The sequence below is a fragment of the Streptomyces seoulensis genome (assembly GCF_004328625.1).
Classification (GTDB): Bacteria; Actinomycetota; Actinomycetes; order Streptomycetales; family Streptomycetaceae; genus Streptomyces; species Streptomyces seoulensis.
In genome coordinates this window covers 2,790,639-2,816,455 of record NZ_CP032229.1, presented here as the reverse complement: position 1 = coordinate 2,816,455, position 25,817 = coordinate 2,790,639, and the positions used below count along the sequence as shown (strand labels likewise).

Sequence of the window (25,817 nt, the reverse complement as noted above, 5' to 3'; positions counted from 1 at the left end):
TGCCGGGCATGATCCGTACCGCGCGCCCCGACGACGTCCCCGTCATCCACACGATGATCCGCGAGCTGGCCGAGTACGAGAAGGAGCCCGACGAGGCGCGGGCCACCGAGGCGCAGCTGCACCAGGCGCTGTTCGGCGAGCGCCCGGCGGCGTACGCGCACCTCGCGGTGGACGACACCACCGGCGAGCCCGCCGGCTTCGCGCTGTGGTTCCTGAACTTCTCCACCTGGCGCGGAGTGCACGGCATCCACCTGGAGGACCTGTACGTCCGCCCCACCGCACGCGGCGGCGGCCACGGCCGGGCCCTCCTCACCGGGCTGGCCCGGATCTGCGCCGAACGCGGCTACGAGCGCCTGGAGTGGTCGGTGCTGAACTGGAACCGCCCCGCCATCGGCTTCTACGACAAGCTCGGCGCCCGCCCCCAGGACGAGTGGACCGTGTACCGCCTCACCGACGACGCCCTGGCGGACCTGGCCCGCTCAGCCGACTGACTCCCGCACCTGCGCCTGCGCGGACACCCCGTGCCGGGGCGGCTTCGTCGTGACCATCAGCCCCGCCACCACGGCGGCCAGCAGCATCACCGCGGCCGCCCACCAGATGGCCACCGTGTACCCGTGCACCACGCCCGCCGGGACCACGGTGGCCCGGTCGGCCGGGCTGCGCAGGTGGGCGGTGACATAGGCGGCGGCGCTGGTGGTGGCGACGGTGTTGAGCAGGGCCGTACCGATCGAGCCGCCGACCTGCTGGGCGGTGTTGACGGTCGCCGAGGTGACCCCGGAGTCGCGTGGGGCGACCCCGGCCGTGGCGGTGGCGAACACCGGCATGAAGGTGAGGCCCATGCCGAGCCCGAGCAGCAGCAGCGCCGGCAGGATCTCCGAGGTGTACGACGAGTGCACGGTCATCCGCGTGAGCAGCAGCAGCCCCGCGCAGGCCAGCAGCATGCCCGGCACCATCAGCATGCGCGGCGCCACCCGGTTCAGCAGCCGCGCCGATATCTGGGTCGAGCCGATGATGATCGCGGCGGTCAGCGGCAGGAAGCCGAGGCCCGCGCGGACGGGGGAGTAGCCGAGGATGACCTGGAGGTAGTAGGTCATGAACAGGAACAGCCCGAACATGCCGATCACCGCGAGCAGCATGGTGAGGAAGCAGCCCGCGCGGTTGCGGTCCCGCACGATGTGCAGCGGCAGCAGCGGGTCCGGTGCCCGGTTCTGCCACCACACGAACACCGCCAGCAGCGCGATGCCCACCGCGAACAGCGCCAGCACCAGCGGATCGGTCCAGCCGCGCGGCTCGGCCTCGCTGAACCCGTAGACGATGGCCACCAGACCGCCGCAGCCGAGCACCGCGCCGGGCACGTCGAGCCGGGCGGTGCCGCCGTGGCCGGGGCGGTCGTGCAGCAGGGCGAAGGCGCCGAGGACGGCGACGACCGCGATCGGCACGTTGACGTACAGGCACCAGCGCCAGTTCAGGTACTCGGTGAGCAGCCCGCCCAGGATGAACCCGATCGCCGAGCCGCTGCCCGCGAGCGCCCCGTAGATCCCGAACGCCTTGCCGCGTTCGCGCGGGTCGGTGAAGGTCGTGGTCAGCAGGGACAGCGCGGACGGCGCGAGCAGGGCCGCGAACACGCCCTGGAGGGCGCGGGCGCCGAACAGCATTCCGGAACTGCCCGCCGCGCCGCCCAGAGCGGAGGCCAGCGCGAAGCCGATCAGGCCGATGACGAAGGTGCGTTTGCGCCCCACCAGGTCCGCGATCCGGCCGCCCAGCAGCAGGAGCCCGCCGAAGGCGAGGGTGTAGGCCGTGATGACCCACTGCCGGTTGCCGTCGGACATGTGCAGGGCGCGCTGCGCGGAGGGCAGGGCGATGTTCACGATCGTCGCGTCCAGCACCACCATCAGTTGGGCCAGCGCGATCACGACGAGGCCCCACCAGCGGCGGGGATCGGCTGCCTCGGTTCCGGCGGGGACCGGACCGCGCTCACCCGTTCGGCCGATGCTCATCTGGCCAGAAGACCATGGATCGGTGCGTGCCGCATCCGCGTCGGAGGGGTGCTCGGGGGAGGGCGGTGTCAGTGCGGGGGTGCAGCATGGGCGCATGGTGACGAGGCGGGCTACGGGCACGGGCGGCGGCCCGGCGGTACGGGGTGCGCGGCGGCCGGATTTGCGGCTGCCGCCGCTCGCTCCCTGGGCGGACGCGGAGCTGGAGCGGGACGGGGACTACGACGGGCTGGAGTTCCAGCGGGCCGACCTGTCGGGGCAGCAGGGCGGGGGCGCGCGGTTCATGGACTGCGTGCTCACCGGGTGCGTACTGGACGAGACCGGGCTCGGGCGGGCGCGGGTGCTGGACTCGGTGCTCGACGGGGTGCGGGGGGTGGGTACGCAACTCGCCGAGGCCACCTTCCGGGACGTGGAGTTCCGCTCGCCCCGGCTCGGCGGCGCCCAGTTGCACGGGGCGGTGCTGGAGCGGGTGGTGGTGCGCGGGGGCAAGCTCGACTTCCTCAACCTGCGGGAGGCGCGGCTGAAGGACGTGGTCTTCGAGTCTTGCGTGCTGGTGGAGCCGGACTTCGGCGGGGCCCGGCTGGAGCGGGTGGAGTTCATCGACTGCGCCCTGAAGTCCGCCGACCTCTCCCGCGCCACCCTGAAGGACGTCGACCTGCGGGGGGCCGCTCCACTGGAGATCACCCGCGGCCTCGACCGGCTCTCGGGCGCCCTGATCGGCACGGGCCAGCTGCTGGACCTCGCCCCGCTGCTGGCGGCGGAGCTGGGGATCAAGGTGGAGGGAGCCTAGGAGATACGGGGGTAGCGGGCCTGGAGGGTCCAGATCGCGGGGTTCTCGGCGAGGTCCTCGTGCATGTCGGTCAGGTCCGCGATGACGTCGTGCAGGAAGTCCCGGGCCTCCCGGCGGAACTCGGCGTGCGAGAAGCTCAGCGGGGGTTCCTCGGCGGGCATCCAGTCCGACTCGATGTCCACCCAGCCGAAGCGGCGCTCGAACAGCATGCGGTCGGTGGACTCGGTGAAGTCCAGCTCCGCGCGCTGCGGACGGGAGGCACGCGAGCCCCTCGGGTCCTTGTCCAACTGCTCCGCGATGTCGCACAACGCCCACGCGAAGTCCAGCACCGGCACCCATCCCCAGGCTGTGGACAACTCCCGGTCCGACTTCGTGTCGGCCAGATACACGTCCCCACAGAACAGATCGTGCCGAAGCGCCCGGACATCCGCCCGCCGGTAGTCCGTCTGCGGGGGGTCCGGGAAGCGGTTGGAGAGCGCGTAGCCGATGTCGAGCACGTCAGATGGTCCCACGGCGGAGGTTCGACCCGCCCGCCCGGCCAGTTCGGCGAGCGGGGCTCCGGCCCGGGAAAAGCCGCAACCGGCCCCGGGGGCGAACCCCGGAGCCGGTGGCAGGCGTTCTCAGACGTTCACGCCGAAGTCCTGGGCGATGCCGACCAGGCCGGAGGCGTAGCCCTGGCCGACGGCGCGGAACTTCCACTCCGCGCCGTTGCGGTACAGCTCGCCGAAGACCATGGCGGTCTCGGTGGCCGCGTCCTCGGAGAGGTCGTAGCGGGCGAGCTCGGCGCCGCCCGCCTGGTTGACGATGCGGATGTACGCGTTGCGGACCTGGCCGAAGTTCTGGCCACGGTTCTCGGCGTCGTAGATGGAGACCGGGAAGACGATCTTCTCGACGTCGGCCGGGAGAGCGGCCAGGTTGACGTTGATCGCCTCGTCGTCGCCGTCGCCCTCGCCCGTGCGGTTGTCGCCGGTGTGGACGATGGAGCTGTCCGGCGTCTGCTTGTTGTTGAAGAAGACGAAGTGCTGGTCGGAGTAGACCTTGCCCTGGCCGTTGACCGCGATGGCGGAGGCGTCAAGGTCGAAGTCCGTGCCGGTGGTGGTGCGGACGTCCCAGCCGAGGCCCACGGTGACGGCCGTCAGGCCCGGAGCCTCCTTGGTGAGCGAGACGTTGCCACCCTTGGACAGGCTTACAGCCATGATTGGGAGTCCCTTCCCTTTTGAGTATCTTGCCGACGAAGCTACGTCACCGGTTAGAACGGCGGGAGGGGTCCCTCAGGTTCCGCCCGCTTTACCTTTTTTACCGAGCTGCCCGAAAGCCCTCGGCAGGTGTGCCGGAAATCGGGGTGACTCGGGGTGCCCGGAGCCGGGAACATGGGACACATGTCCGGGCCCTATCTCATCCGTGGCTCGGTCTCGCTTCCCGAGGCCGAGCTGACCTGGCGTTTCTCGCGGTCCTCCGGGCCCGGCGGCCAGCACGTCAACACCAGCGACTCCCAGGTGGAGCTGCGCTACGACCTCGCCCGCACCGAAGCGCTCCCCCCGGTGTGGAAGGAACGCGCGCTGGAACGCCTGGCCACCCGCCTGGTGGACGGTGTGATCGTCGTACGGTCCTCCGAGCACCGCTCCCAGTGGCGCAACCGCGAGACCGCCGCCGTACGCCTCGCCGCCCTCCTCGCCGAGGCCACCGCACCCCCGCCCAAGCCCCGCCGCCCCACCCGCATCCCACGCGGCATCAACGAACGCCGGCTCAGGGAGAAGAAGCAGCGCGCGGACACCAAGCGGGGCCGCTCGGGCCGGGACTGGGGCTAGACCCCGAGGTCGAGCACCCCGACCGTCTGGCCCCCGCTGGTCTCGTCGGTCGTGCGGAAGCCGAGCCGGCGGTAGAACTCCCCGGGGCCGTCCGCCCCCGGATGCCAGGTGACGTACAGCTCCCCGCAGCCGCGCCGCCGCAGTTCGGCCGCGACCGACTCCACGGCGAACCGCCCGTAGCCCTTGCCCTGTCGGGCTGCGTCGATGTTCAGCCGCCACAGTCCGGAGCGGCGCAGGCTGCCGCCGTCCGCGCGCCAGTCGATGTCCAGAAAGGCCATCAGGAAGCCGACCGTCTCGTCCCCGTCGAGGATCAGCCGCGGCCAGGCCACCCCGGCGGGACGCACGTACGCCTCGGCGAGCGAGTGCGCGACCGGTTCGACGGCGTGCTCCTGGTCGGGCCGTACGCGGACGGCCAGAGCGGTTTCCAGGTTCGCGGATGTGACCTCGGCAAGACGGAGTGACATGCGCGCACCCTAGGCGGGGCGGTCCGCCGGACGCCCCCTATTTACGGGCCTCAGCCCAAGTGCCGGTACCGGCCCCGGTAGTACAGCAGCGGGCCGCCCTCCGCGCTCGGGACGCGGGCCGTCAGGACGCGGCCGATGACCAGGGTGTGGTCGCCGGCCTCGACACGCTGCTCGGTGCGGCACTCCAGGGTGGCGAGCGCGTCCGGGATCAGCGGGGCGCCGCTGACCTCGCCGCGGTCGCAGGCGAGGTCGGCGAAGAGGAGTCGGTCGCTGACCCGGCCCTTCATGGCGAAGCGGCCCGCGATCTGCCGCTGGTGGTCGGCGAGGACGGACACCGCCCAGAGCGGCTGCTCGTCCAGCAGGTCGTCCATCCGGGACCCGGTGCGCAGGCTGACCAGCACCAGCGGCGGGTCCAGCGAGACCGACATGAAGGCCGTGGCCGTCATGCCCGCGTCCTCGCCGCCCGGCGCGTGCGGGTCGTCGGGGTCCAGCGGCGGTTCCTGCGCGGTCACCAGGACCACGCCCGCGGCCAGCCGGGACATCGCGGCCCGGAACTCGTCGTCGCTCACCCCCTCAGCATGCACAGAAGCGGCCGCGGCGGTGGGGGAGGGAGGGTTCAGCACGCCGGAAACGCTAATCGGCCGCCGGTGCCCGCCGCATCGGGCCTCCGGCCCAGCCGGGACCTAGGACCAAAGGACCGGACCTGTGCGGGAAGCACCCGCCCCGGACCGGCCGGCGGCATATGCGCAAGTTCGCAGCCTTTGCGATCGGAGAACGCAACGGGAAAGTGCGGAAACTGCACTCAATTGTTCAAGTTCTCCTGTGACTTGAGTCACAAGGAGTACGGAATTGTTGACCCTGTGTACCGAGTGAGCAGCGCGCTGTGATTCAGTGGCGGAAAGCCTGTGGACAGCAGGGGGAGGGCGAGCATGGAGACCGATCAGGAGCCGTACGTCCCTCTGACGTCACTGCGTCAGCTGCACCAGGTCATGGCCGAGATGAACACCGCGCGCAGCCAGGCCGACACCCTCCAGATCGTCGCGGACGGCGCGGTCGGCGCCCTCGGCTACGAGATGGCCTGCGTGAACCTCGTCCGCCCCGACGGCGACCTCGTCGTCGCCGCCGTCTCTGGCAACTCCGCCGCCGAGGCCCTCATCACCGGCCGCACCGGCTCCCGCGAGTCCTGGGACCGCCGGCTGGGCATGGGCGAACTCTGGGGCGACCTGGTGTTCATACCGCACACCGAGGGCTGGGTCCTGGACGACGACGACGTCCCCCAGTGGTACACCGACGGCCCCGCCCCCCGGGTCCCCGACGAGTGGCACCCCGGTGACCGCCTCTTCGCCCCGATGTACGCCCCCGGCGCCCAGGGCGGCGCCCGCGGCGGACTGCTCGGCGTCATATCCGTCGACCGCCCCCTCACCGGCCGCCGCCCCGGCGCCTGGGGCCGCGAGGCCCTGCAGATGTACGCCTTCCAGGCCGCCATCGCCATCAGCAACGCCCACCTGCGCGCCAACATGCAGCGCGCCCTGGTCCGCCTGGAGCGCGACCAGCAGGCCCTGCGCGCCAGTGAGGAATCCTTCCGCCAGGCGTTCGAATACGCCCCCTCCGGCATGGCCATCGCCGAGATGGGCGGCGACCAGCACGGCCGCATCCTGCGCACCAACGACGCCCTGTGCCGCCTCCTCGGCCGGCCCGCCTCCGCGATGCGCCGCTACGCCTTCTCCGACCTCGTCCACCCCGAGGACATCGGCACCCTGCTGCGCACCTCCGCCGAGGGCGGCCGGGCCGAGCTGCGGCTCGCCCGGCGCGACGGCAGCTATGTGTGGGTGTCGCTGCGCAACTCGGTGGTCGCCGACGCGGCCGACGGCCCGCGCTTCCTGCTCACCCACGTCGAGGACATAGAGGAGCGCAAGCGCCGCGAGCTCCAGCTCGCCCACCGCGCCTCCCACGACTCCCTGACCGGGCTGCCCAACTCCGCCGAGCTGCGCTCCCGGCTCGCCGCCCGGCTGTGCCGCCGCCCGGCCCACCTCGACGCGCTGGACTCCCTGGACGCCGCCTACGGCCACCCGGCCGGCGCCGGCGACGCCCATGGCTTCGACTTCGCGCCGGGCGCGGAGGCGTACGACGCCTTCGACCACCATGTGCACACCGTCGCCCCCGAGCAGGGCCCGGACGACGGCACCAAGGGGCTCGCGGTCCTCTTCTGCGACCTCGACGGCTTCAAGTCGATCAACGACCGCTTCGGGCACAACGCGGGTGACGCGGTCCTCATCGAGGTGGCCCGGCGGCTCAGCGCGGGCCTGCGGGACGGCGACACCGTGGCCCGGCTCGGCGGCGACGAGTTCGTGATCCTCGCCGACGGCCTCGGCCAGGCCGACGCCGCCGACCTCGCGGTGCGGCTGCGCAACGAGATCATCCAGCCGATCCGCGCCGAGGGGCGGGCGGTCCGGGTGGGCGCCAGCTTCGGCATCGGCTGGGCGCACTGCGGGATGACGGCCGACGAAGTCCTGAAGTCCGCCGACGAGCGGATGTACGTTGAGAAACGATCTCGTCCCAAACAGCATCGGCGTGCCGGGTGAAACGCAGGTCAGTGCGCTGACAGTGCTGGGCTCCGCGCTTCGGGCGCCCGTTCGGGGGTCCCCTGTCCGAGCGAATCGGGGTGTGCGGGAGGGTAGGCTCGCCATTCCAACCCCGTACCCCGCCCGCCCGCACTTGTTGAGGAGTACCCAGGGATGACGCCCGGCGACAACGGCGCGAGCAAGCCCGAGGAAGACGACCCGTTCGGCTACCTGTACGCCGACGGCCAGGCCCGGGGGGCCCAGCCGCCGTCCGGCGGTTACGGCTACCCCAACGCGGTCAACAGGGTGCGCCCGGTCGGTGAGCGCCGGTACGGCCAGCCGCAGCAGACCGCCCCGCAGCAGCAGGGTGGCTACGGGCAGACGACGGCGGCCCACTACCAGGCCCCGGAGACGATGCCCGGCGGCGCTCCCGCCCCCCGGCAGTCGTCGCACGGCGGCGGCGGTGGCGGCGGGCGGCGCGGGCCGAACACCAAGGGTCTGCTGATCGGCGCCATCGCGGTGGTCGCCGCGGTCGTCATCGGCATCAGCATCGCGATGCTCAACGGCGACTCCGACGACAAGAACGGCAACCAGGCGGACGCGTCCCCGACCCAGTCGCAGGAGGCCCCGCCGAGCCCGAAGGCGACCAGCACCGGCGAGGCCGGCGAGCTGCCGAAGGCCGACGCGGTCGACGACGCGGTACAGCTCGCGGGCGGCGCCGCCCCGGCCTCCGACGTCAAGGGCGCGAAGTCGGCGGGCGGCTCCTACGTGGGCGGCCTGAACCAGCCCGGCGCGTCGGTGACCTGGACGGTGGACGTGCCGAAGCCCGGCAAGTACACGCTGAACGTCAACTACGGCGTGCCCGGCAAGGACGCCAACACCACGCTGACGATCAACGGCACCTCGCAGAACCGCCCGCTGAACATGTCGAACTTCGCCCACGCCCCCGAGGGCGACTGGGAGCGCGGCTGGACCCACACCTGGGCCAACCTCCAGCTCCAGAAGGGCTCGAACACCATCAGCATCTCCTGCGGCAGCGGCAACCAGTGCGACGTCAACCTGGACCAGTTCTGGCTGGAGAAGGGCTGGCGCGGCTAGCCCGGAGGGGCTTTCACGCCGCCGACTCCTCGTCCGTCACCGTGGCCGCCGCCAGCAGGCGTGCGTAGTCCGCCGGGTCGAACTCCCCGGCCGTGGGCGCCAGTACGGCCGCCGCCGACAGGGCGGTGGCGCGGGTGAGACGGTCGGGCCAGGTCAGGCCGTCCACCAGGCCGGACAGCAGACCCGCCACCGCCGCGTCGCCCGCGCCGGTCGGGTTGCCGCGCAGCCGGGCGGGCGGCGCGGCGCGCCAGTGGCCCTCCGGGGTCGCGGCCAGCAGTCCTTCCGCGCCCAGGGAGGCGACCACGGCCTGGGCACCCCGGCGGCGGGCGTCGCGGGTGGCGCGGGCCGGCTCGTGGGAGCCGGTGAGCTCGGCCAGTTCCGCCGCGTTGGGCTTGACGATGTCGGGCCGGGCCGCGATCCCGCGCCGCAGCGGTTCCCCGCCCGTGTCCAGCAGCACCGGCACCCCGGCCGTCCTGGCCACCCGTATCAGCCCCGCGTACGCGCCCACCGGCACGCCCGGCGGCAGGCTGCCGCAGAGGGCGACCGCCGAGGCGTCCGCGAGGAGGGTGTCGTAGGCGCGCAGGAAGGCGGCCCACTCGGCGGGGCCGATGTGCGGGCCGGGCTCGTTCAACTGGGTCGTGTCGCCGACGAGTTGGTCCACCACGGCGATCGTGCGGCGGGTCGGTCCGGCGACCGGCACCAGCGCGTCCGTGATCCCCGGCGTCTCCGCGAGCCGCTCGCGCAGCACCTGGCCGGTCGGGCCGCCCGCGAACCCGGTGACCGTCACCGCGTACCCGAGCGCGGCCAGCACCCGGGCCACGTTGACACCCTTGCCGCCGGGCCGCTCCACGACCTCCGACACCCGGTGCTCGGCGTGCGGGCGCAGCGACGGCACGCGGTACGTGATGTCGAGAGCGGTGTTCAGCGTGACCGTCAGGATCACCCGGTCCGACCTCCCTCGATGGTCCGTACACCTCGGCTTCCGGGGCCCCGATCATGCCAAAGAGACGGCGTCCGGCCCAGTTGAGGGACGGACGCCGTCTTTCGAAGCCGGGTACGGATCAGGGCAGTTGGGGCGTGATCACCCATTCGCCCCGGCGCATGACGCCCTTGAGCGCGAAGTCGGCGTCCAGCAGCACGAGGTCGGCGTCCTTGCCGGGCTCCAGCGAGCCCACCCGGTCCGCCATGCCGAGCAGCCGGGCCGGGTTGGCCGACAGCGCCCGGACCACGTCCGCGACCGGGAGCCCGTCCACGGTGACCGCCCGCCGGAAGGCGCGGTCCAGGGTCAGCGTGGAGCCCGCGATCGAGCCGCCCTCCACCAGCCGGGCCACGCCGCCCTGGACCTCGACCTCCAGCGGGCCGAGCAGATAGCGGCCGTCGGCGGAGCCCGCCGCGTCCATCGCGTCGGTGATGAAGGCGACCCGCCCGGCGCCCGCGTGGTGGAAGGCCAACTGCAGTGCGGCCGGGTGCAGATGGGTGCCGTCGTTGATCAGCTCGACGGTGACCCGGCCGTCCTCCAGCAGCGCGGTGATCGGGCCGGGGTCGCGGTGGCCGATGGGGGGCATCGCGTTGAAGAGGTGGGTGGCGACGGTGGCGCCCGCGTCGATCGCGGCGACCGTCTGCTCGTAGCTCGCGTCGGTGTGCCCGACGGCCGCGATCACACCGTGCTCGGCGAGGAGGCGTACGGAGTCCAGGCCGCCCGGCAGTTCGGTGGCGAGGGTGACCATCTTCGCGTGGCCGCGCGCCGCGTCGACCAGCTTGCGGACCTCGGCCGGGTCCGGGTCGCGCAGCAGCGCCTCGGAGTGCGCGCCCTTGCGGCACGGGGAGATGAACGGGCCCTCGAAGTGGACGCCCGCGATGTCGCCCTGCTCGGCCAGCTCGGCCAGGATTCCGGCCTGGCGGGCCAGGACGTCCAGGTCGTCGGTGACGGTGGAGGCGACCAGCGTGGTGGTGCCGTGCTCGCGGTGCGTACGGACGGCGGTGAGCGCGGCCTCGGCGCCGCCGGAGAAGGCCGCTCCGCCGCCGCCGTGGTTGTGCAGGTCCACGAAGCCGGGGACCACCCAGTGCCCGGTCACGTCGAGCACGTCGGCGCCCTCGGGCGCGCGCTCCGCGATCCGGCGGCCGTCGACGGCGACCTGCCCGCCGGGCACCTCGCCGGTGGGCAGCACCACGGTGCCGCCGGTGAGCACCAGCGGGCGTGCGCTGTTGTCGGCCATCAGGTGCGTACCTCCGTGGTCTGGGGGATGTGCTGGAGCAGGTCCTGGGCGAGCAGCGCCGCGCCCAGGCAGCCGGCGCCGTCGCCGAGCGCGGCCGGGAGCAGGACGGGCGCGGCCTGGAAGGTGAGCCGCCGCTCGATGGCGGCCCCGAGCGGCCGGAACAGCACGTCACCGGCCTCGGCGAGCCCGCCGCCGACGATCAGTGTGCCGGGGTCGAGCAGGGTGAGCGCGGTGACGAGGCCGTCGGCGAGCGCGTCGACCGCCTCGGTCCAGACGCGGGCCGCGTCCGGGTCCCCGGCGGCGACGGCCCGCGCGCAGTCGGCGGCGTCGGCGTCCGGGCGCCCGCTCAGCCGTGCCCACGCGGTGCCGACGGCGGCGGCGGAGGCGTACCGCTCCAGGCAGCCGGTCTGGCCGCAGGGGCAGGGGCGGCCGCCGGGGCGTACGACGATGTGGCCGATCTCCCCGGCGAAGCCGTTGGCGCCCGCCTCGACCCCGCCGGCCAGCCCGATCGCCCCGGCGATGCCGGTGCCGAGCGCGACGAACAGGAAGCGGTCCGCGCCCCGGCCGGCCCCGGCGCGGCCCTCGGCGAGGCCGCCGGTGCGCACGTCGTGGCCGAGGGCGACGGGCATGCCGAGCCGCTCGGCGAGCAGCGCGCGCAGCGGTACGTCGCGCCAGCCGAGGTTGGCCGAGTACAGGGCGGTGCCGGTCGCCTCGTCGACGGTGCCGGGGACGGCGACGCCGGCCGCGAGCGCGGGGGCGCCGAGGTGCTCGGCGCCGTGCGCGCGCAGGTCGGCGGCGAAGGCGAGGAGGCCCTCGACGACCGCGTCCGGCCCGCCCTCGCGGCCCGTCTCGCGGCGGGCGTGGTGCAGCACCGCGCCGTCCTCGCCGACGAGCGCGGCCTTCATCGAGGTACCGCCCACGTCCAGGGCGATGACATGTCTCACCGGCCCAGTGTGACCCGCCGACCCACGAGAGGTCTAGTCCACTTACGTGGTGTAGACCTTATGCGTTCGAGATCGAATGGTCTGACCAAGGGGACAGGGGCTTTGAGGGTGCGTCGGCGTACGGCAGGAACGATCGCGGTGGTGTCCGCACTGGGGATGACGGCGACGCTCGGCGGCTGTGGGAGCACGGGCTCCTCGGACACGACCCTCAAGCTGGTCGCCGCCGACTACGGCGACTCCGCCGCCAACAGCTCCAAGAAGTACTGGGCCGCGCTGGCCGACGCCTACGAGGCGAAGCACCCCGGGGTGAAGGTCCAGGTCAGCGTCTACTCCTGGAACGACGTCGACGCCAAGGTCAAGGAGATGGTCGACTCCGGGAACGCCCCCGACATGGCCCAGATCGGCGCGTACGCCGACTACGCGGCCGCCGGGAAGCTCTACCCGATGTCCGACACCCTCTCCATCGGCACCCAGGCCGACTTCGTGCCGCAGCTCGCCGAGGCGGGGGACTGGAACCACACGCCGTACGCGATGCCGTTCGCGGCCTCCACGCGCGTGCTCTTCTACAACAAGACGCTGTTCCAGCAGGCCGGCATCACCCCGCCCACCACCTGGGACGAGCTGGCCTCCGACGCCGAGTCGCTCAAGGCCAAGGGCGTGAAGTACCCCTTCGCGCTGCCGCTGGGTCCCGAGGAGGCGCAGGCCGAGACCATGCAGTGGCTGCTCAGCGGCGGCAGCGGCTACACCGACGACATCGGCACGTACACGATCGACTCCGCGGTGAACGGCGAGACCTTCAGCTGGCTCAAGGACGATCTGGTGGGCAAGGGGCTCACCGGGCCCGTCGCGCCGGGCCGGCTCAACCGGGCCGCCGCGTTCGCCGCGTTCGCGGACGGGCAGGTCGGCATGCTCAACGGGCACCCCACGCTGATCCGGCAGGCCGAGGCCAAGGGCGTGAAGTTCGGCATGGTCCCCTCGCCGGGCCGTACCGGTCGGGCGCGGGCCGCGATGGGCGTCACCGACTGGATGCTGGCCTTCAAGCAGAACGGCCACGCCCGCGAGATCGGCAGCTTCCTGGACTTCGTGTACGAGCAGAAGAACGTCCTGGACTTCTCCCGCAAGTACGGCCTGCTGCCCGTCACCACCTCCGCCTCCGAGGCCATGAGCCAGTCGGACGCCAAGAGCGACGTGCCGCTGCACGCCTTCCTCGACCAGCTGCCCACCGCCGAGCAGTACCCGGTGAACAAGACCTCCTGGGCGGCGGTCAGCGCCGCCGTGAAGAAGGACATCGGACAGGCCGTCTCCCCCGACGGCAGCCCCGCGGGCGTCCTCACCCGGCTCCAGTCCGCCGCGACGGCCGCCGACAGCACGGCCCAGTCGCAGGGCTGAGCCCGCTGTCGGCCTGATGTCAGGGGTCGGGGTTACGGTTGCCGGCATGGAACTCGGCAGCCGTGAGAAGGCGATCCTCGCGCTGGAGCGCCGGGGCTTTCCCGGCCCCGGCGCGAAGGAGCGCGCCATCCGCGAGCAGCTCGGTCTCGCCCCGGTCCGCTACTACCAGCTCCTCAACGCCCTGCTGGACGACGAGCGGGCCCTCGCGCACGACCCGGTGACGGTCAACCGGCTGCGCCGGGTCCGCGAGACGAGAAGGTCGGAACGCTGAGGCGTGCGGGGGGCCCGGCGCGGATAGTGTCGCTCCATGGGCATCCCTGACATCACCGCCGAGGACAGCGCGCTGCCGGTCCCTCAGACCCAGGCGGGCCGCGACGGTCTGCGGGCGCTGCTGGACCGGCCGCGCACCGCCGTGATCGGCCTGGACTTCGACGGCACGCTGGCCCCCATCGTCGCCGACCCCGATCGGGCCCGCGCCCACCCCGGCGCGGTGCCCGCGCTCGCCGCGCTCGCGCCGAAGGTCGCCTCCGTCGCCGTGGTCACCGGCCGCCCGGCCGGGGTCGCGGTCCGCAACGGCGGCTTCGCCGGGGTCCCGGGCCTGGAGCACCTCGTCGTCCTCGGCCACTACGGCGCCGAGCGCTGGGACGCCGCGACCGGCGACGTCACCGCGCCCGCCCCGCACCCCGGCATCGCCGCCGTCCGCGCGGAACTCCCCGGCGTGCTGGACCGGGCCGGCGCCTGGCCCGGCACCTGGATCGAGGAGAAGGGCCGCGCGGTCGCCGTCCACACCCGCCGCGCCGAGGACCCCGAGGCCGCCTTCGCCACCCTCCGCGCCCCCCTCACCGACCTCGCCACCCGCCACGGCCTCATCGTCGAACCCGGCCGCCTCGTCCTCGAACTCCGCCCCCCGGGCATGGACAAGGGCGTAGCCCTCCTGAACCACCTCCGCGCCACCGGCGCCGAGTCCGTCCTCTACGCCGGCGACGACCTCGGCGACCTCCCCGCCTTCGCAGCCCTCGAAAAACTCCGCTCCGAAGGCATCCCGTCCCTCCTGGTGTGCAGCGGCAGCAGCGAGGTCACAGAACTGGCGGAACGAGCGGACCTCGTGGTGGACGGCCCGGCAGGGGTGGTGAACCTGCTCGACGGCCTGGCGCGGCACAGCGGCTGATGCCCGGACACCGGCCGGCTCCCGAGGGCGACACCGGCGGCCCCGCCTGGCCGGCGGACGCGCTGGCGCCGGGCAGCCGGGTCACGGTCGTGCGCGACCCTGACTGGGACGGTCCCTGGCAGGTCGAGTTCACCGGCACGATCGACCCCATGGGCGCGCCCGAACCCAACGAACACGCCCATGCGCTCAGCGGTGAGCTGCTGTACTGGGTGACCTTCGACTCTCCGCAGTACGACGGCGACGGTGCCGGCCCCTACCGCAAGGCCCGGATCTGGGGCCGCTACCTGCGGGCCGGGGCCGGCGCAGCTTAGGTGCGTACCGCCGCTCAGCCCCGCAGCGCGTTCAGCTGGTCCAGGAACCACTTGGTGGGGGGAAGGGCCGTGGCCGCGTCGGCCAGGTGCTTGGAGCGTTCGGCGCGGGCGGAGTTCGGGAGGGTCAGGGCCTCGTGGAGGGCTTCGGCCGTGCCGACGATGTCGTAGGGGTTGACGGTGATCGCGTGCTCGGCCAGTTCCTCGTAGGCGCCTGCCTCGCGGGACAACACCAGGGCGACGCCCTCGTCGGAGACGACCGGGACCTCCTTGGCGACGAGGTTCATGCCGTCGCGGATGGGGTTCACCAGGGCGACGTCGGCGAGGCGGTACGCGGCCAGGGAGCGGGCGAAGTCGTCGTCGAGGTGGAGCAGGACCGGGGTCCAACCCTCCGTGCCGTACTCGGAGTTGATCTCCTCCGCGACCCGGCGTACCTCGTCCATGTAGGAGCGGTACAGGGCGAGGTCCTGGCGGGAGGGGTAGGCGAAGGCGACGTGCACCACGCGCTCGCGCCACTCCGGGTGGTCCTCCAGGAGGCGCCGGTACGCCAGCAGCCCGCGCACGATGTTCTTGGACAGCTCGGTACGGTCCACCCGGACGATCGACCGGCGCCCCTCACCGATCTGCTCCCGCAGCGCCGCCATCCGCTCGTCCACGTCGGCCCGGTGCGCCCGCTCCCGCAGGAACTCCGCGTCCGCGCCGAGACCGTGCACCCCGATCTCCGTACCCGACGGGATGCCCGGACCCAGCACCGCGTGGCAGCAGTCGGTGAACGCGTCCGCCCAGCGCCGGGTCAGGAAGGCCGCCCGGTCCGCGCCCAGGATGCCGGTGAGCAGCTCGGCCGCGATGTCGTCCGGGAGCAGGCGGAAGTAGTCCGGCGGCGCCCAGGGCGTGTGCGAGAAGTGCCCGATGCGCAGATCGGGCCGGAGCTTGCGCAGCATCCGGGGCGCCAGCGCCAGGTGGTAGTCCTGGATCAGCACCGCCGCCCCCGGCGCCGCCTCCTCGGCCAGCGCCTCGGCGAACGCCTGGTTGTAGGCGCGGTACGCGTCCCACTGCCGGCGGAACTCCGCGTCGAACACCGGCTCCAGCGGCGTCTGGTACATCATGTGGTGCACGAACCACAGCGCGGAGTTGGCGATCCCGTTGTACGCGTCGGCGTAGACCTCCGCGTCGATGTCCAGCATCCGCACCCGCTGCCCGCCGGTGTCCTCCGCCGGCAGCAGCCCGCCGTCCGCGCGCCGCACCGCCTCCCGGTCGCCGTCCCCGAGCGCGGCGCACACCCACACCGCGTCCGTGTCCGGACCGATCGCCGACAGCCCCGAGACGAGACCGCCGCCGCCCCGGCGGGAGCCCAGCTCTCCGTCGGGACCCACCGTGTACGAAACCGGGCCGCGATTGGACGCGACCAGCACCTCAGCACCCTGCGTAGCCATGGCCTCAACCTAGCCCGGCCCTCAAACGCTCAAACGTACGCGCGACCGGCGAGCCGGACCGTATACGGCCACTCTCACGCCACCCGCCGCTCCGCGTACTCCGCGATCTCCGCCATCGGCGGCCGCTCCTCGGTGTCCACCGAGTAGGTACGCGGCTCGAACCCGCTCACCCCCCGCTCGAACTGGGTCAGCGCCGGCCGCACCAGATGCCCGCGCGCCAGCCGGAGCTGCGCCGTGCGGTAGATCGCGGCGGACATCCGGCCGAGCGCCTGCCCGTCCTGGTGCCGGTGCCTGCGCACGCCGACGTCCACCTGGGCCAGCGCGTCCAGCCCGACCAGATGCAGCGAGTCCACCAGCATGCCCAGCTCGACCCCGTACCCCACCGGGAACGGCAGCCGCTCCAGCAGGGAGCGCCGGGCCGCGTACTCCCCGCCCAGGGGCTGCACGAACCCGGCGAGCTGCGGCCAGTGCATGTTCAGCAGCGGGCGGGCCATCAGCTCGGTCACCCGGCCGCCCTGCCCGGCGGCGCCGCCCAGCGGACGGTCGTACATCGCCTTGACCAGGTCGATCCCCGGATCGGTGAGCAGCGGGCCGACGATCCCGAGCACGAAGTCGGACGAGAACTCGCGCAGGTCGGCGTCGACGAAGGCGACGATGTCGCCGCTGGTCGCCAGCAGCGAGCGCCACAGCACCTCGCCCTTGCCGGGCATCGCGGGCAGCCGGGGCAGGATCTCGTCCCGGTGCACCACCCGCGCCCCCGCCGCCGCGGCCACCTCGGCGGTGCGGTCGGTGGACCCGGAGTCCACCACGACTATCTCGTCCACCAGCGGCGCCTGGAAGACCAGGTCGTGGCGGATCACGGAGACGATGTCACCGACCGTCGCCTCCTCGTTCAGCGCGGGCAGCACCACGGAGACGCGCTGCCCTGACCGCTGCTTGGCGGCCAGCACGCGGTGCAGCGGGCGGTCGGCCACGGACCAGGAGTGGGTGGCCAGCCAGCGCTCGGTTTCCTCCAGCATGATCCGCGGCTCCTCACTGTCTGATCCATCTCGCGGTTCGGACGACACCTTCAACTCTCCTGGCCTTCGGTTACAGTCTTGAACAACGCCGATGACCATCGCATGTCGAGGTCGGACGGCGTTCACAACCGAATACCGCTCATCCAGAGGGGCAGAGGGAAACGGCCCGATGAAGCCCCGGCAACCCTCCAGCCGGTCTCCCGTGCGCGACACACCGCCGCACGCGCGAGGCTCCCGGCTAGGGAAGGTGCCAAATCCGTCTCACGGCGAGATGCGTCGTGGGAAAGATGAGGAGAAAGGGCCTCGCCTCCATGGCTGTGCAGACTGTCGCCACCCCCGCCGTCGATCTCGGACCCGCCGCCGCCCTGAGCTGCCGGGAGTGCGGACACCGCGTCCCGCTCGGTCCCGTCTTCGCCTGCGAGGAGTGCTTCGGACCGCTGGAGATCGCCTACGACTTCTCCGCGTACGACACCGAGAAGCTCCGGGCCCGCATCGAGTCCGGCCCGGCGAACATCTGGCGCTACGCCCCGCTGTTGCCCGTCCCCGCCGACGTGGCCGACAAGCCGAACCTCAACCCCGGCTGGACCCCGCTGGTGAAGGCCGGCCGTCTGGCGGCCGAACTCGGCGTCACCGGAGGGCTGTTCGTGAAGGACGACTCCGGCAACCCGACGCACTCCTTCAAGGACCGCGTCGTCGCCCAGGCGCTGGAGGCGGCCCGCGCCTTCGGCTTCACCACCCTCTCCTGCTCCTCCACCGGCAACCTGGCCGGCGCGGTCGGTGCCGCCGCCGCCCGCGCGGGGCTGCGCTCCTGCGTGTTCATCCCGCACGACCTGGAGCAGGGCAAGGTCGTCATGGCCGCCGTCTACGGCGGTGAGCTGGTCGGCATCGAGGGCAACTACGACGACGTGAACCGCTTCTGCTCCGAGCTGATCGGCGACCCGGCCGGCGAGGGCTGGGGCTTCGTCAACGTCAACCTCAGGCCGTACTACGCCGAGGGCTCCAAGACGCTCGCGTACGAGATCTGCGAGCAGCTCGGCTGGCGGCTGCCCGACCAGCTCGTGGTGCCGATCGCCTCCGGCTCCCAGCTCACCAAGATCGACAAGGGGCTGAAGGAGCTGATCGCGCTCGGCCTGGTCGAGGACAAGCCGTACAAGATCTTCGGCGCCCAGGCGGAGGGCTGCTCGCCGGTGTCGGCCGCGTACAAGGCGGGCCATGACGTGGTGCGGCCGCAGAAGCCGGACACCATCGCCAAGTCCCTCGCCATCGGCAACCCGGCCGACGGGCCGTACGTGCTGGACATCGCGCGCCGTACCGGTGGCGCGGTGGAGGACGTGACGGACCCGCAGATCGTCGACGCCATCAAGCTGCTCGCCCGGACCGAGGGCATCTTCGCCGAGACGGCGGGCGGGGTGACGGTCGGCGTCACCGCCAAGCTGATCGAGTCCGGCGCGCTGGACCCCTCGCTGACCACCGTCGTCCTCAACACCGGCGACGGCCTCAAGACACTGGACGCGGTCGCCGGCACCGGTCTGACCGCGACCATCCGCCCGAACCTGGACTCCTTCCGAGAGGCTGGCCTCGCATGAGCGTGACCGTTCGCATCCCGACCATCCTGCGCACCTACACCGGCGGGCAGGCCGAGGTCACCGCCGAGGGCGGCACGCTCGCGGAGGTCATCGAGGACCTGGAGAAGCACCACTCGGGCATCGCCGCCCGCGTCCTGGACGACCAGGGCAGGCTGCGCCGGTTCGTGAATGTCTACGTCAATGACGACGACGTGCGTTTCGAGGGCGGACTTCAGACCGCCACGCCCGACGGCGCGGGCATCTCCATCATTCCGGCGGTTGCCGGGGGCTGAAATTTACCCTCGGTAATGGCCCGCTCCATGGCCCCCTTCGCAAGACAAACGGAGGGGGCCATTCTGCGTGATTGAGCGCGGTAGAGTTGGGGAACGCGCTCCCGCTCCGGCGAGATGGGCGCCCTTGATTCATGCCGCCTGCCCGACAAGAAGTAGCCAAAATGTGCGGGTAATGTGCGGCATTTGTTGCATTTATGGGGCCCGACTTGCCCCGAATTCAGCCGAAGTTGCGGCAGATTCCGGACTGTGTCCGTCCAGAATTCTCGTCCGATTGACCTGTTGCAGACGGCAGTTGGACAGATACATTCAGCCGCGGTCGACGCGTTCCGGCGCACGCCCCCGACCGATTGGGGGGCGAGGTCTGACCCAGGTTCACGAGGTGTGGATCTGCGCAAGGGCCAGTAATAGGGGAGTTAGCCATGGCTCAGGGCACCGTCAAGTGGTTCAACGCGGAGAAGGGGTACGGCTTCATCGCGGTCGACGGTGGTGCGGACGTCTTCGTCCACTACAGCGCGATTCAGATGGACGGCTACCGCAGCCTGGAAGAGGGTCAGCGGGTCGAGTTCGAGATCTCGCAGGGTCAGAAGGGCCCGCAGGCCGACATGGTTCGCGTCACCGCCTGAACGACTCCAGCCAAGCGCAGGGCTCGTACCCGTCAGGGTGCGGGCCCTTCGTCCTGTTAAGTCCCGTCCTGATCCCCCGAAGGCGCTTGCACTCGCCCTGGGTGAGTGCTAATCATTGCGTTAGCACTCTGAAGGTGAGAGTGACAACGAAGGACCGGGTCGGTGAGGCCCGCAGGCCGGGTGGGGCAAGGAACCACGAGGCCGGCGAGCCGTCCGTCGCGGGCGCGGGCGCGGTCCGAAGGAATCACCCCCAGTCCTGGAGGGACCACTTCACATGGCCAAGATCATCGCGTTCGACGAGGAGGCGCGGCGCGGCCTCGAGCGCGGCATGAACCAGCTCGCGGACGCCGTCAAGGTGACGCTCGGCCCCAAGGGCCGCAACGTCGTCCTCGAGAAGAAGTGGGGCGCCCCCACGATCACCAACGATGGTGTCTCCATCGCCAAGGAGATCGAGCTCGAGGACCCGTACGAGAAGATCGGCGCCGAGCTGGTCAAGGAAGTCGCCAAGAAGACGGACGACGTCGCCGGCGACGGTACGACCACCGCGACCGTGCTGGCCCAGGCCCTGGTCAAGGAGGGCCTGCGCAACGTGGCCGCCGGCGCCAACCCGATGGCCCTCAAGCGCGGCATCGAGAAGGCCGTCGAGGCCGTCTCCACCGCCCTGCTGGAGCAGGCCAAGGATGTGGAGACCAAGGAGCAGATCGCCTCCACCGCCTCCATCTCCGCCGCCGACACCCAGATCGGCGAGCTCATCGCCGAGGCGATGGACAAGGTCGGCAAGGAAGGTGTCATCACCGTCGAGGAGAGCAACACCTTCGGTCTGGAGCTCGAGCTCACCGAGGGCATGCGCTTCGACAAGGGCTACATCTCCGCCTACTTCGCGACCGACATGGAGCGCATGGAGGCGGTGCTGGAGGACCCGTACATCCTCATCGCCAACTCCAAGATCTCCTCGGTCAAGGACCTGCTCCCGCTGCTGGAGAAGGTCATGCAGTCGGGCAAGCCGCTGCTGATCATCGCCGAGGACGTCGAGGGCGAGGCCCTCTCCACCCTGGTGGTCAACAAGATCCGCGGCACCTTCAAGTCCGTCGCCGTCAAGGCCCCGGGCTTCGGCGACCGCCGCAAGGCCATGCTCGGCGACATCGCCATCCTCACCGGTGGCGAGGTCATCTCCGAGGAGGTCGGTCTCAAGCTGGAGAACGCCTCCCTGGACCTGCTGGGCCGCGCCCGCAAGGTCGTCGTCACCAAGGACGAGACCACGATCGTGGACGGCGCCGGCTCCTCGGAGCAGGTGCAGGGCCGCGTGAACCAGATCCGCGCCGAGATCGAGAACAGCGACTCGGACTACGACCGCGAGAAGCTCCAGGAGCGCCTGGCGAAGCTCGCGGGCGGCGTCGCGGTCATCAAGGCCGGTGCCGCCACCGAGGTGGAGCTCAAGGAGCGCAAGCACCGCATCGAGGACGCCGTGCGCAACGCCAAGGCGGCCGTCGAGGAGGGCATCGTCGCCGGTGGTGGCGTGGCCCTGCTGCAGGCCGGCCAGGTCTTCGACAAGCTGGAGCTCACGGGCGACGAGGCGACCGGTGCCAACGCGGTCAAGCTCGCGCTGGAGGCCCCGCTGAAGCAGATCGCCGTCAACGGTGGTCTCGAGGGCGGCGTCGTCGTGGAGAAGGTCCGCAACCTGCCCGTCGGCAACGGCCTGAACGCCGCGACCGGCGAGTACGTCGACATGATCGCCGAGGGCATCATCGACCCGGCGAAGGTCACGCGCTCCGCGCTGCAGAACGCGGCCTCCATCGCCGCGCTGTTCCTCACCACCGAGGCCGTCATCGCCGACAAGCCGGAGAAGGCCGCCGCGGCCGCTCCGGGCGGCATGCCGGGCGGTGACATGGACTTCTGATCCTTCTGGATCAACCGTCCTTCGCCAGGGCGGCACTTCCCTCACGGGAGGTGCCGCCCTTCGGCGTTCCCGGGGGCCCACCCGGTTTCCGCCGCCTCCCTTGACACCCCCGGTGACCGCCACAACACTCCACGACGGGAGAGCGCTCTCCCGGATTCCACGGCACATGTGATGGACCGTCACGCGGACGGTCGCGGACGGCGTCGCCTCCCCCTCGCCGGTCCCGGCCGCCCGACCCCCACCGTCCCCATCGACGTGGCAGGAGGTCTCCATGGCACGGAGATCGAAGCTCTTCTCAGGATTACTGGTGTCCGGCGCGCTGCTGCTCACCTCGCTCGGCCTGACCGGGGTGGCGATGAGCGCCGACCCGGTCGCGGGCCAGGTCCACGCGGGCCACGCGATGCCCGTCTCCACGCAGTCCTCGCCGGAGGACCCGGACGGCGACGGGTACATCCCGGCGAACCCGCCGGTGACCGGGGTCGTCCCCTCCAAGGCCGAGCCACCGCACCGGTACTTCCACGAGTTCCAGGCGAACTGCTCGGTGACCCACACCCGCCCGGACGACCCGATCGTCTACCCCGGCCAGCCGGGCAAGTCGCACGACCACACCTTCATGGGCAACACCACCACCAACGCGGCCAGCACCACCGCCTCGCTCGACGCCGGCAACACCACCTGCAAGGCGCCCGGCGACAGGTCGGCCTACTGGATGCCGACCCTGCTCAAGGGCGGTACGCCGGTGCTGCCGGTCGGCCCGCAGACCATCTACTACAAGGCGGGTGTCACCGACTACACCAGCGTGCGGCCCTTCCCCAAGGGGCTGCGCTTCGTCGTCGGCAGCCCGATGCAGTCGGCGGCCGAGTTCCGCGCCCACCGCGGCTTCGTGGAGGGCTGGGAGTGCGGTGACAGCTACTTCAACACCGACTTCCCCGCCCAGTGCCCGAACCGGGCCGACGTCCAGCTCAACATCCGTTTCCAGGCGCCCAGTTGCTGGGACGGCAAGTATCTGGACACCCCGAACCACCAGAGCCACATGGCGTACCCGGTGGTCAACCCCGGCACCAACAACAACATCTGCCCGGACGACCACCCGGTCGCCCTGCCGATGATCGAGTTCAAGATGGCGTTCCCGGTCAACGGGGACATGAGCCAGGTGAAGCTGTCCAGCGGGGCGGGCTACTCGTTCCACTACGACTTCTTCAACGCGTGGGACGCACCCACCCTCAAGGCGCTGGTGGACCACTGCGTGGTCGGCGCGCTCCAGTGCGACGCCCGGGGCTACGACCAGACGCACCCCGAGGCGGGCGCGGCCCTGGACGCGAACTACCGGCTCCCCTGACGCACCCCTCCCGCCGGCCGGTACACGGCCCGGCCGGCGGGACCCCGGCACCTCCCCCCCACCCGCACACCGGACGGACACTCATGACCGCATCCCGTGTCACGGCACCCCTCACCGCGAGCCTGCTCGCCGCCGGAGCCCTCGTCGCCCTGCCCGCCCCGCCCGCACACGCCGCGGGCTCCGTCGTCCGGGTCACCGGTACGCAGGGCAACTGGCAGCTGACCGTCGACGGCAGCCCGTACCAGATCAAGGGCCTCACCTGGGGGCCGTCCACCGCCGACGCCTCGCGCTACATGCCCGACCTGAAGTCGATGGGCGTCAACACCGTGCGCACCTGGGGCACCGACGCCTCCAGCAAACCGCTCTTCGACGCGGCCGCCGCGCAGGGCGTCAAGGTGATCGCCGGGTTCTGGCTGCAACCGGGCGGCGGCCCCGGCAGCGGCGGCTGCGTGAACTACCTGACGGACACCACGTACAAGAACCAGGTGCTCAGCGAGTTCCCGCAGTGGGCCGCCACCTACAAGGACAACCCCGGCGTGCTGATGTGGAACGTCGGCAACGAGTCCGTACTGGGCCTGCAGAACTGCTACAGCGGCGACGAGCTGGAGCGCCAGCGGAACGCGTACATGACGCTCGTCAACGACATCACCAGGAAGATCCACGCCGTCGACCCCAACCACCCGGTCACCTCGACCGACGCGTGGACCGGCGCGTGGCCCTACTACAAGAAGAACGCGCCCGACCTCGACCTCTACGCCGTCAACGCCTACAACGCGGTGTGTGACGTCAAGTCGGCCTGGCAGCAGGGTGGTTACACCAAGCCCTACATCGTCACCGAGACCGGTCCGGCCGGGGAGTGGGAGGTGCCCGACGACGCGAACGGGGTCCCCGCCGAGCCCACCGACCGGGCCAAGGCCGACGGGTACACCCGGGCGTGGAACTGCGTCACCGGGCACCGGGGTGTCGCGCTGGGCGCCACGATGTTCCACTACGGCACCGAGTACGACTTCGGCGGCATCTGGTTCAACCTGCTGCCCGCCGGGGAGAAGCGGCTGTCGTACTACGCGGTGAAGCGGGCGTACGGCGGGGACACCTCGCGGGACGACACCCCGCCGGTGATCTCCGACCTGAGCATCGAGGGGGACGCCTCCAAGGTCCCGGCGGGCGGTGACCTCACCCTCGCGGTCAAGGCCACCGATCCCGAGGGCGACCCGATCACGTACGAGGTGCAGGACAACAGCAACTACATCGACCAGAGCAAGCAGCTGGTCACGCTGCCCGCGACCAACCTCGGCGGCGGCCGGCTGCGGGTGACGGCGCCGGACCGGCCGGGCGTCTGGAAGATCTATGTGAAGGCCAAGGACGGCAAGGGCAACGTGGGCGTCGAGACCCGGTCCTTCCGGGTGGTGCCGCCCGTCCCGGCGGGTACGAACCTCGCCCGGGGCAAGCCCGCGACCGCCTCCTCGGCCCAGACCGGCGGCGGGGACTGCCCCTGCACGGCAGCCAACGCGGTGGACGGCAACCTCGCCACCCGCTGGGCCAGCGACTGGAGCGACCCCCAGTGGCTCCGCGTCGACCTCGGCGCCCGGACCTCCTTCCGGCACGTACAGCTGGTCTGGGAGACCTCCTACGCGCGGGCCTACACCGTGCAGACCTCGGACGACGGCCAGAACTGGACCACCGTCCGCAGCGTCACGGACGGCAACGGCGGCGTCGACGACCTCGACGTCTCCGGGACCGGCCGCTACGTACGGGTCAACGGGACCGCACGGGGCACCGGTTGGGGCTACTCGCTCTACGAGTTCGGGGTCTACGGCTGAACCGGCCGGGCGGCTAGGGTGCCGAGATGAGCAGAGACGCCCCGACGCTGGAGGATGTCGCGCAGGAGGCGGGGGTCTCCCGCGCGACCGTCTCGCGGGTCGTCAACGGGGTCCGCAACGTCGACCCCGGCATCCAGGAGGCGGTGCGCCGGGCCATCGAGCGGACGGGGTACGCGCCCAACCGGGCCGCCCGCTCGCTGGTGACCCGGCGCAGCCAGACCGTGGCGCTGGTGGTGTCGGGCGCGGGGGACACCCCCGAGGAGGTGCACAACGCGGTCGCGACGCGGGTGTTCGCCGACCCCTTCTTCGGGCGGGTGGTCAGCGGCGTGGTGGGGTATCTGCGCCCCCGCTCCATGCACCCGCTCCTGATGTTCGCCGAGTCCGAGGAGACCCGCCGCCAGGTGCTGACGGACCTCCGGCAGGGCAGCGCCGACGGCGCCCTCGTCGTCTCCACCCACGCCGACGACCCGCTGCCTTCCCTCCTCGCCGAGGCCGGCCTCCCCGCCGTCCTCTTCGCCCGCCCCTCCCGCCCCGTCCCGCTCAGCCATGTCGACCTCGCCCACCGCGACGGGGCGGCTCTCGCGGCCGAACACCTCCTCGCGCGCGGCTGCCGCCGCATCGGCACCGTCACCGGCCCGCTCGACGTCGCCGCCAGCCGCGAACGTCTCGCCGGGTTCCGCGACACGATGGCCCGCCGGGGGTACCCGTCCGTCCCGGTCGCCGAAGGCGGCTTCACCCTCGACACCGGCGCGTCCGCGATGTCCGCCCTGCTCGCCGAACACCCCGACCTCGACGGCGTCTTCGCCGCCAACGACCTCATGGCCCAGGGCGCCTGCCAAGTCCTCCGCGAACACGGCCGCCACGTCCCGACCGACGTCGCGGTGATCGGCTTCGACGACTCCAGCGCGGCACTGGGCTGCCGCCCGGCCCTGACCACTGTGCGACAGCCGGTGGAGGAGATGGCCGCGGCGATGGCCCGGCTGCTGGACGAGGAGATCCGGGGGGTGCGGAGGGGGGCTACGTCGTTGATCTTCGAACCGGAGCTGGTGGTGCGGGAGTCGGCGTGAGGGCCTCACCAGTGGGGGTCG

26 protein-coding genes and 1 riboswitch are annotated in these 25,817 nt (G+C 71.9%); of the genes, 16 read left to right on the top strand and 10 right to left on the bottom strand.

The annotated features are described in order from the left end of the window. Positions 1-8: 8 nt before the first annotated feature. Entirely contained in the window at positions 9-491 is a 483-nt protein-coding gene (locus D0Z67_RS13030; protein ID WP_031184020.1) for a GNAT family N-acetyltransferase, read from the top strand. On the opposite strand, the gene D0Z67_RS13025 is transcribed toward D0Z67_RS13030, so the two are convergent. Continuing rightward, positions 480-1,997 (bottom strand): MFS transporter, encoded by a 1,518-nt coding sequence (locus D0Z67_RS13025; RefSeq protein ID WP_031184021.1) that lies wholly within the window; start codon positions 1,995-1,997, stop codon positions 480-482. The genes D0Z67_RS13030 and D0Z67_RS13025 overlap by 12 nt on opposite strands. A 94-nt stretch (positions 1,998-2,091) precedes the next feature. Here D0Z67_RS13025 and D0Z67_RS13020 point away from each other — a divergent pair, with 94 nt between their 5' ends. Beyond that, a complete protein-coding gene (locus D0Z67_RS13020; RefSeq protein WP_051888200.1) occupies positions 2,092-2,784 on the top strand; it encodes a pentapeptide repeat-containing protein in 693 nt (230 codons plus the stop codon). On the opposite strand, the gene D0Z67_RS13015 is transcribed toward D0Z67_RS13020, so the two are convergent. Together D0Z67_RS13015 and D0Z67_RS13010 are read right to left on the bottom strand one after the other, a co-directional pair. Then, positions 2,781-3,281, bottom strand: coding sequence for a hypothetical protein (locus D0Z67_RS13015; protein ID WP_031184023.1), 501 nt, complete (start codon positions 3,279-3,281; stop codon positions 2,781-2,783). The genes D0Z67_RS13020 and D0Z67_RS13015 overlap by 4 nt on opposite strands. A 123-nt stretch (positions 3,282-3,404) precedes the next feature. Next, positions 3,405-3,980, bottom strand: coding sequence for a TerD family protein (locus D0Z67_RS13010; protein WP_031184024.1), 576 nt, complete (start codon positions 3,978-3,980; stop codon positions 3,405-3,407). Positions 3,981-4,163: 183 nt separating this feature from the next. Here D0Z67_RS13010 and arfB point away from each other — a divergent pair, with 183 nt between their 5' ends. Next, entirely contained in the window at positions 4,164-4,592 is a 429-nt protein-coding gene (arfB, locus tag D0Z67_RS13005; protein ID WP_031184025.1) for an alternative ribosome rescue aminoacyl-tRNA hydrolase ArfB, read from the top strand. On the opposite strand, the gene D0Z67_RS13000 is transcribed toward arfB, so the two are convergent. Next, positions 4,589-5,056: a GNAT family N-acetyltransferase gene (locus D0Z67_RS13000; RefSeq protein ID WP_031184026.1), complete on the bottom strand. Its 468-nt coding sequence runs from the start codon at positions 5,054-5,056 to the stop codon at positions 4,589-4,591. The genes arfB and D0Z67_RS13000 overlap by 4 nt on opposite strands. A gap of 50 nt (positions 5,057-5,106) precedes the next feature. Then, positions 5,107-5,598, bottom strand: coding sequence for a flavin reductase family protein (locus tag D0Z67_RS12995; protein WP_107059685.1), 492 nt, complete (start codon positions 5,596-5,598; stop codon positions 5,107-5,109). 387 nt (positions 5,599-5,985) lie between these two features. Here D0Z67_RS12995 and cdgB point away from each other — a divergent pair, with 387 nt between their 5' ends. Both cdgB and D0Z67_RS12985 read left to right on the top strand, forming a co-directional pair. Continuing rightward, complete coding sequence (gene cdgB / locus D0Z67_RS12990) at positions 5,986-7,638, top strand: diguanylate cyclase CdgB (RefSeq protein WP_031184028.1); 1,653 nt, start codon at positions 5,986-5,988, stop codon at positions 7,636-7,638. 153 nt (positions 7,639-7,791) lie between these two features. Further along, positions 7,792-8,715 (top strand): CBM35 domain-containing protein, encoded by a 924-nt coding sequence (locus tag D0Z67_RS12985; protein WP_031184029.1) that lies wholly within the window; start codon positions 7,792-7,794, stop codon positions 8,713-8,715. Between the two features lie 13 nt (positions 8,716-8,728). Here the strand turns inward: D0Z67_RS12985 and D0Z67_RS12980 are convergent, their stop codons facing one another. From D0Z67_RS12980 to D0Z67_RS12970, 3 genes are all read right to left on the bottom strand, one after another. Then, a complete protein-coding gene (locus D0Z67_RS12980; RefSeq protein WP_031184030.1) occupies positions 8,729-9,658 on the bottom strand; it encodes a 1-phosphofructokinase family hexose kinase in 930 nt (309 codons plus the stop codon). 118 nt (positions 9,659-9,776) lie between these two features. Then, the gene (gene nagA, locus D0Z67_RS12975) at positions 9,777-10,931 is read right to left on the bottom strand and encodes an N-acetylglucosamine-6-phosphate deacetylase (protein WP_031184031.1); all 1,155 of its coding nucleotides are present in this window, start codon (positions 10,929-10,931) and stop codon (positions 9,777-9,779) included. Continuing rightward, positions 10,931-11,875 carry an ROK family protein gene (locus D0Z67_RS12970; RefSeq protein ID WP_031184032.1) on the bottom strand — a complete coding sequence of 315 codons (945 nt, stop codon included), beginning with the start codon at positions 11,873-11,875 and terminating at the stop codon, positions 10,931-10,933. The genes nagA and D0Z67_RS12970 overlap by 1 nt, the downstream gene beginning before the upstream one ends. A 108-nt stretch (positions 11,876-11,983) precedes the next feature. On the opposite strand from D0Z67_RS12970, the gene D0Z67_RS12965 reads away from it, so the two are divergent. Genes D0Z67_RS12965 through D0Z67_RS12950 form a run of 4 tightly spaced genes read left to right on the top strand, consistent with a single transcriptional unit; the run spans position 11,984 to position 14,743 of the window. Next, positions 11,984-13,264, top strand: coding sequence for an ABC transporter substrate-binding protein (locus D0Z67_RS12965; RefSeq protein ID WP_476726703.1), 1,281 nt, complete (start codon positions 11,984-11,986; stop codon positions 13,262-13,264). Between the two features lie 46 nt (positions 13,265-13,310). After that, positions 13,311-13,535, top strand: a complete 225-nt coding sequence (locus D0Z67_RS12960) for a DUF3263 domain-containing protein (RefSeq protein ID WP_031184034.1) — start codon at positions 13,311-13,313, stop codon at positions 13,533-13,535. A 36-nt stretch (positions 13,536-13,571) separates the two neighbouring features. Continuing rightward, positions 13,572-14,432 carry a trehalose-phosphatase gene (otsB, locus tag D0Z67_RS12955; RefSeq protein WP_031184035.1) on the top strand — a complete coding sequence of 287 codons (861 nt, stop codon included), beginning with the start codon at positions 13,572-13,574 and terminating at the stop codon, positions 14,430-14,432. Continuing rightward, positions 14,432-14,743, top strand: coding sequence for a hypothetical protein (locus D0Z67_RS12950; protein WP_051888202.1), 312 nt, complete (start codon positions 14,432-14,434; stop codon positions 14,741-14,743). The genes otsB and D0Z67_RS12950 overlap by 1 nt, the downstream gene beginning before the upstream one ends. A 14-nt stretch (positions 14,744-14,757) precedes the next feature. Here D0Z67_RS12950 and D0Z67_RS12945 read toward each other — a convergent pair whose 3' ends face one another. Both D0Z67_RS12945 and D0Z67_RS12940 read right to left on the bottom strand, forming a co-directional pair. After that, on the bottom strand, positions 14,758-16,173 hold the full coding sequence (locus D0Z67_RS12945; RefSeq protein WP_107059672.1) for an alpha,alpha-trehalose-phosphate synthase (UDP-forming): 1,416 nt from the start codon (positions 16,171-16,173) through the stop codon (positions 14,758-14,760). Positions 16,174-16,247: 74 nt separating this feature from the next. After that, complete coding sequence (locus D0Z67_RS12940; RefSeq protein ID WP_031184038.1) at positions 16,248-17,192, bottom strand: glucosyl-3-phosphoglycerate synthase; 945 nt, start codon at positions 17,190-17,192, stop codon at positions 16,248-16,250. Positions 17,193-17,328: 136 nt separating this feature from the next. Next, positions 17,329-17,486, top strand: a riboswitch (SAM riboswitch). Between the two features lie 17 nt (positions 17,487-17,503). Between D0Z67_RS12940 and thrC the strand changes: the two genes are divergently transcribed. The 7 genes from thrC (at position 17,504) to D0Z67_RS12905 (ending at position 25,796) form a co-directional block, all read left to right on the top strand. Next, positions 17,504-18,778 (top strand): threonine synthase, encoded by a 1,275-nt coding sequence (gene thrC / locus D0Z67_RS12935; RefSeq protein WP_031184039.1) that lies wholly within the window; start codon positions 17,504-17,506, stop codon positions 18,776-18,778. Further along, the gene (locus D0Z67_RS12930; RefSeq protein WP_031184040.1) at positions 18,775-19,050 is read left to right on the top strand and encodes a MoaD/ThiS family protein; all 276 of its coding nucleotides are present in this window, start codon (positions 18,775-18,777) and stop codon (positions 19,048-19,050) included. The genes thrC and D0Z67_RS12930 overlap by 4 nt, the downstream gene beginning before the upstream one ends. A 419-nt stretch (positions 19,051-19,469) precedes the next feature. Next, positions 19,470-19,673: a cold-shock protein gene (locus tag D0Z67_RS12925; protein ID WP_009189266.1), complete on the top strand. Its 204-nt coding sequence runs from the start codon at positions 19,470-19,472 to the stop codon at positions 19,671-19,673. Between the two features lie 274 nt (positions 19,674-19,947). After that, positions 19,948-21,570, top strand: coding sequence for a chaperonin GroEL (gene groL, locus D0Z67_RS12920; RefSeq protein ID WP_031184041.1), 1,623 nt, complete (start codon positions 19,948-19,950; stop codon positions 21,568-21,570). A gap of 271 nt (positions 21,571-21,841) precedes the next feature. Continuing rightward, positions 21,842-22,909 (top strand): DUF1996 domain-containing protein, encoded by a 1,068-nt coding sequence (locus tag D0Z67_RS12915; RefSeq protein WP_031184042.1) that lies wholly within the window; start codon positions 21,842-21,844, stop codon positions 22,907-22,909. Positions 22,910-22,992: 83 nt separating this feature from the next. Further along, positions 22,993-24,729, top strand: a complete 1,737-nt coding sequence (locus D0Z67_RS12910) for a discoidin domain-containing protein (protein ID WP_031184043.1) — start codon at positions 22,993-22,995, stop codon at positions 24,727-24,729. A gap of 26 nt (positions 24,730-24,755) precedes the next feature. Then, positions 24,756-25,796, top strand: a complete 1,041-nt coding sequence (locus tag D0Z67_RS12905) for a LacI family DNA-binding transcriptional regulator (RefSeq protein ID WP_031184044.1) — start codon at positions 24,756-24,758, stop codon at positions 25,794-25,796. The last annotated feature ends 21 nt before the right edge of the window (positions 25,797-25,817 follow it).

Coding starts and splice junctions, on each gene's coding strand:
- D0Z67_RS13030 (WP_031184020.1), top strand. CDS start 9: ATGATCCGTACCGCGCGCCCCGACGACGTCCCCGTCATCCACACGATG.
- D0Z67_RS13025 (WP_031184021.1), bottom strand. CDS start 1,997: ATGAGCATCGGCCGAACGGGTGAGCGCGGTCCGGTCCCCGCCGGAACC.
- D0Z67_RS13020 (WP_051888200.1), top strand. CDS start 2,092: ATGGTGACGAGGCGGGCTACGGGCACGGGCGGCGGCCCGGCGGTACGG.
- D0Z67_RS13010 (WP_031184024.1), bottom strand. CDS start 3,980: ATGGCTGTAAGCCTGTCCAAGGGTGGCAACGTCTCGCTCACCAAGGAG.
- arfB (WP_031184025.1), top strand. CDS start 4,164: ATGTCCGGGCCCTATCTCATCCGTGGCTCGGTCTCGCTTCCCGAGGCC.
- D0Z67_RS13000 (WP_031184026.1), bottom strand. CDS start 5,056: ATGTCACTCCGTCTTGCCGAGGTCACATCCGCGAACCTGGAAACCGCT.
- D0Z67_RS12995 (WP_107059685.1), bottom strand. CDS start 5,598: ATGTCCCGGCTGGCCGCGGGCGTGGTCCTGGTGACCGCGCAGGAACCG.
- cdgB (WP_031184028.1), top strand. CDS start 5,986: ATGGAGACCGATCAGGAGCCGTACGTCCCTCTGACGTCACTGCGTCAG.
- D0Z67_RS12985 (WP_031184029.1), top strand. CDS start 7,792: ATGACGCCCGGCGACAACGGCGCGAGCAAGCCCGAGGAAGACGACCCG.
- nagA (WP_031184031.1), bottom strand. CDS start 10,931: ATGGCCGACAACAGCGCACGCCCGCTGGTGCTCACCGGCGGCACCGTG.
- D0Z67_RS12960 (WP_031184034.1), top strand. CDS start 13,311: ATGGAACTCGGCAGCCGTGAGAAGGCGATCCTCGCGCTGGAGCGCCGG.
- otsB (WP_031184035.1), top strand. CDS start 13,572: ATGGGCATCCCTGACATCACCGCCGAGGACAGCGCGCTGCCGGTCCCT.
- D0Z67_RS12950 (WP_051888202.1), top strand. CDS start 14,432: ATGCCCGGACACCGGCCGGCTCCCGAGGGCGACACCGGCGGCCCCGCC.
- D0Z67_RS12945 (WP_107059672.1), bottom strand. CDS start 16,173: ATGGCTACGCAGGGTGCTGAGGTGCTGGTCGCGTCCAATCGCGGCCCG.
- D0Z67_RS12940 (WP_031184038.1), bottom strand. CDS start 17,192: ATGCTGGAGGAAACCGAGCGCTGGCTGGCCACCCACTCCTGGTCCGTG.
- thrC (WP_031184039.1), top strand. CDS start 17,504: ATGGCTGTGCAGACTGTCGCCACCCCCGCCGTCGATCTCGGACCCGCC.
- D0Z67_RS12930 (WP_031184040.1), top strand. CDS start 18,775: ATGAGCGTGACCGTTCGCATCCCGACCATCCTGCGCACCTACACCGGC.
- D0Z67_RS12925 (WP_009189266.1), top strand. CDS start 19,470: ATGGCTCAGGGCACCGTCAAGTGGTTCAACGCGGAGAAGGGGTACGGC.
- groL (WP_031184041.1), top strand. CDS start 19,948: ATGGCCAAGATCATCGCGTTCGACGAGGAGGCGCGGCGCGGCCTCGAG.
- D0Z67_RS12915 (WP_031184042.1), top strand. CDS start 21,842: ATGGCACGGAGATCGAAGCTCTTCTCAGGATTACTGGTGTCCGGCGCG.
- D0Z67_RS12910 (WP_031184043.1), top strand. CDS start 22,993: ATGACCGCATCCCGTGTCACGGCACCCCTCACCGCGAGCCTGCTCGCC.
- D0Z67_RS12905 (WP_031184044.1), top strand. CDS start 24,756: ATGAGCAGAGACGCCCCGACGCTGGAGGATGTCGCGCAGGAGGCGGGG.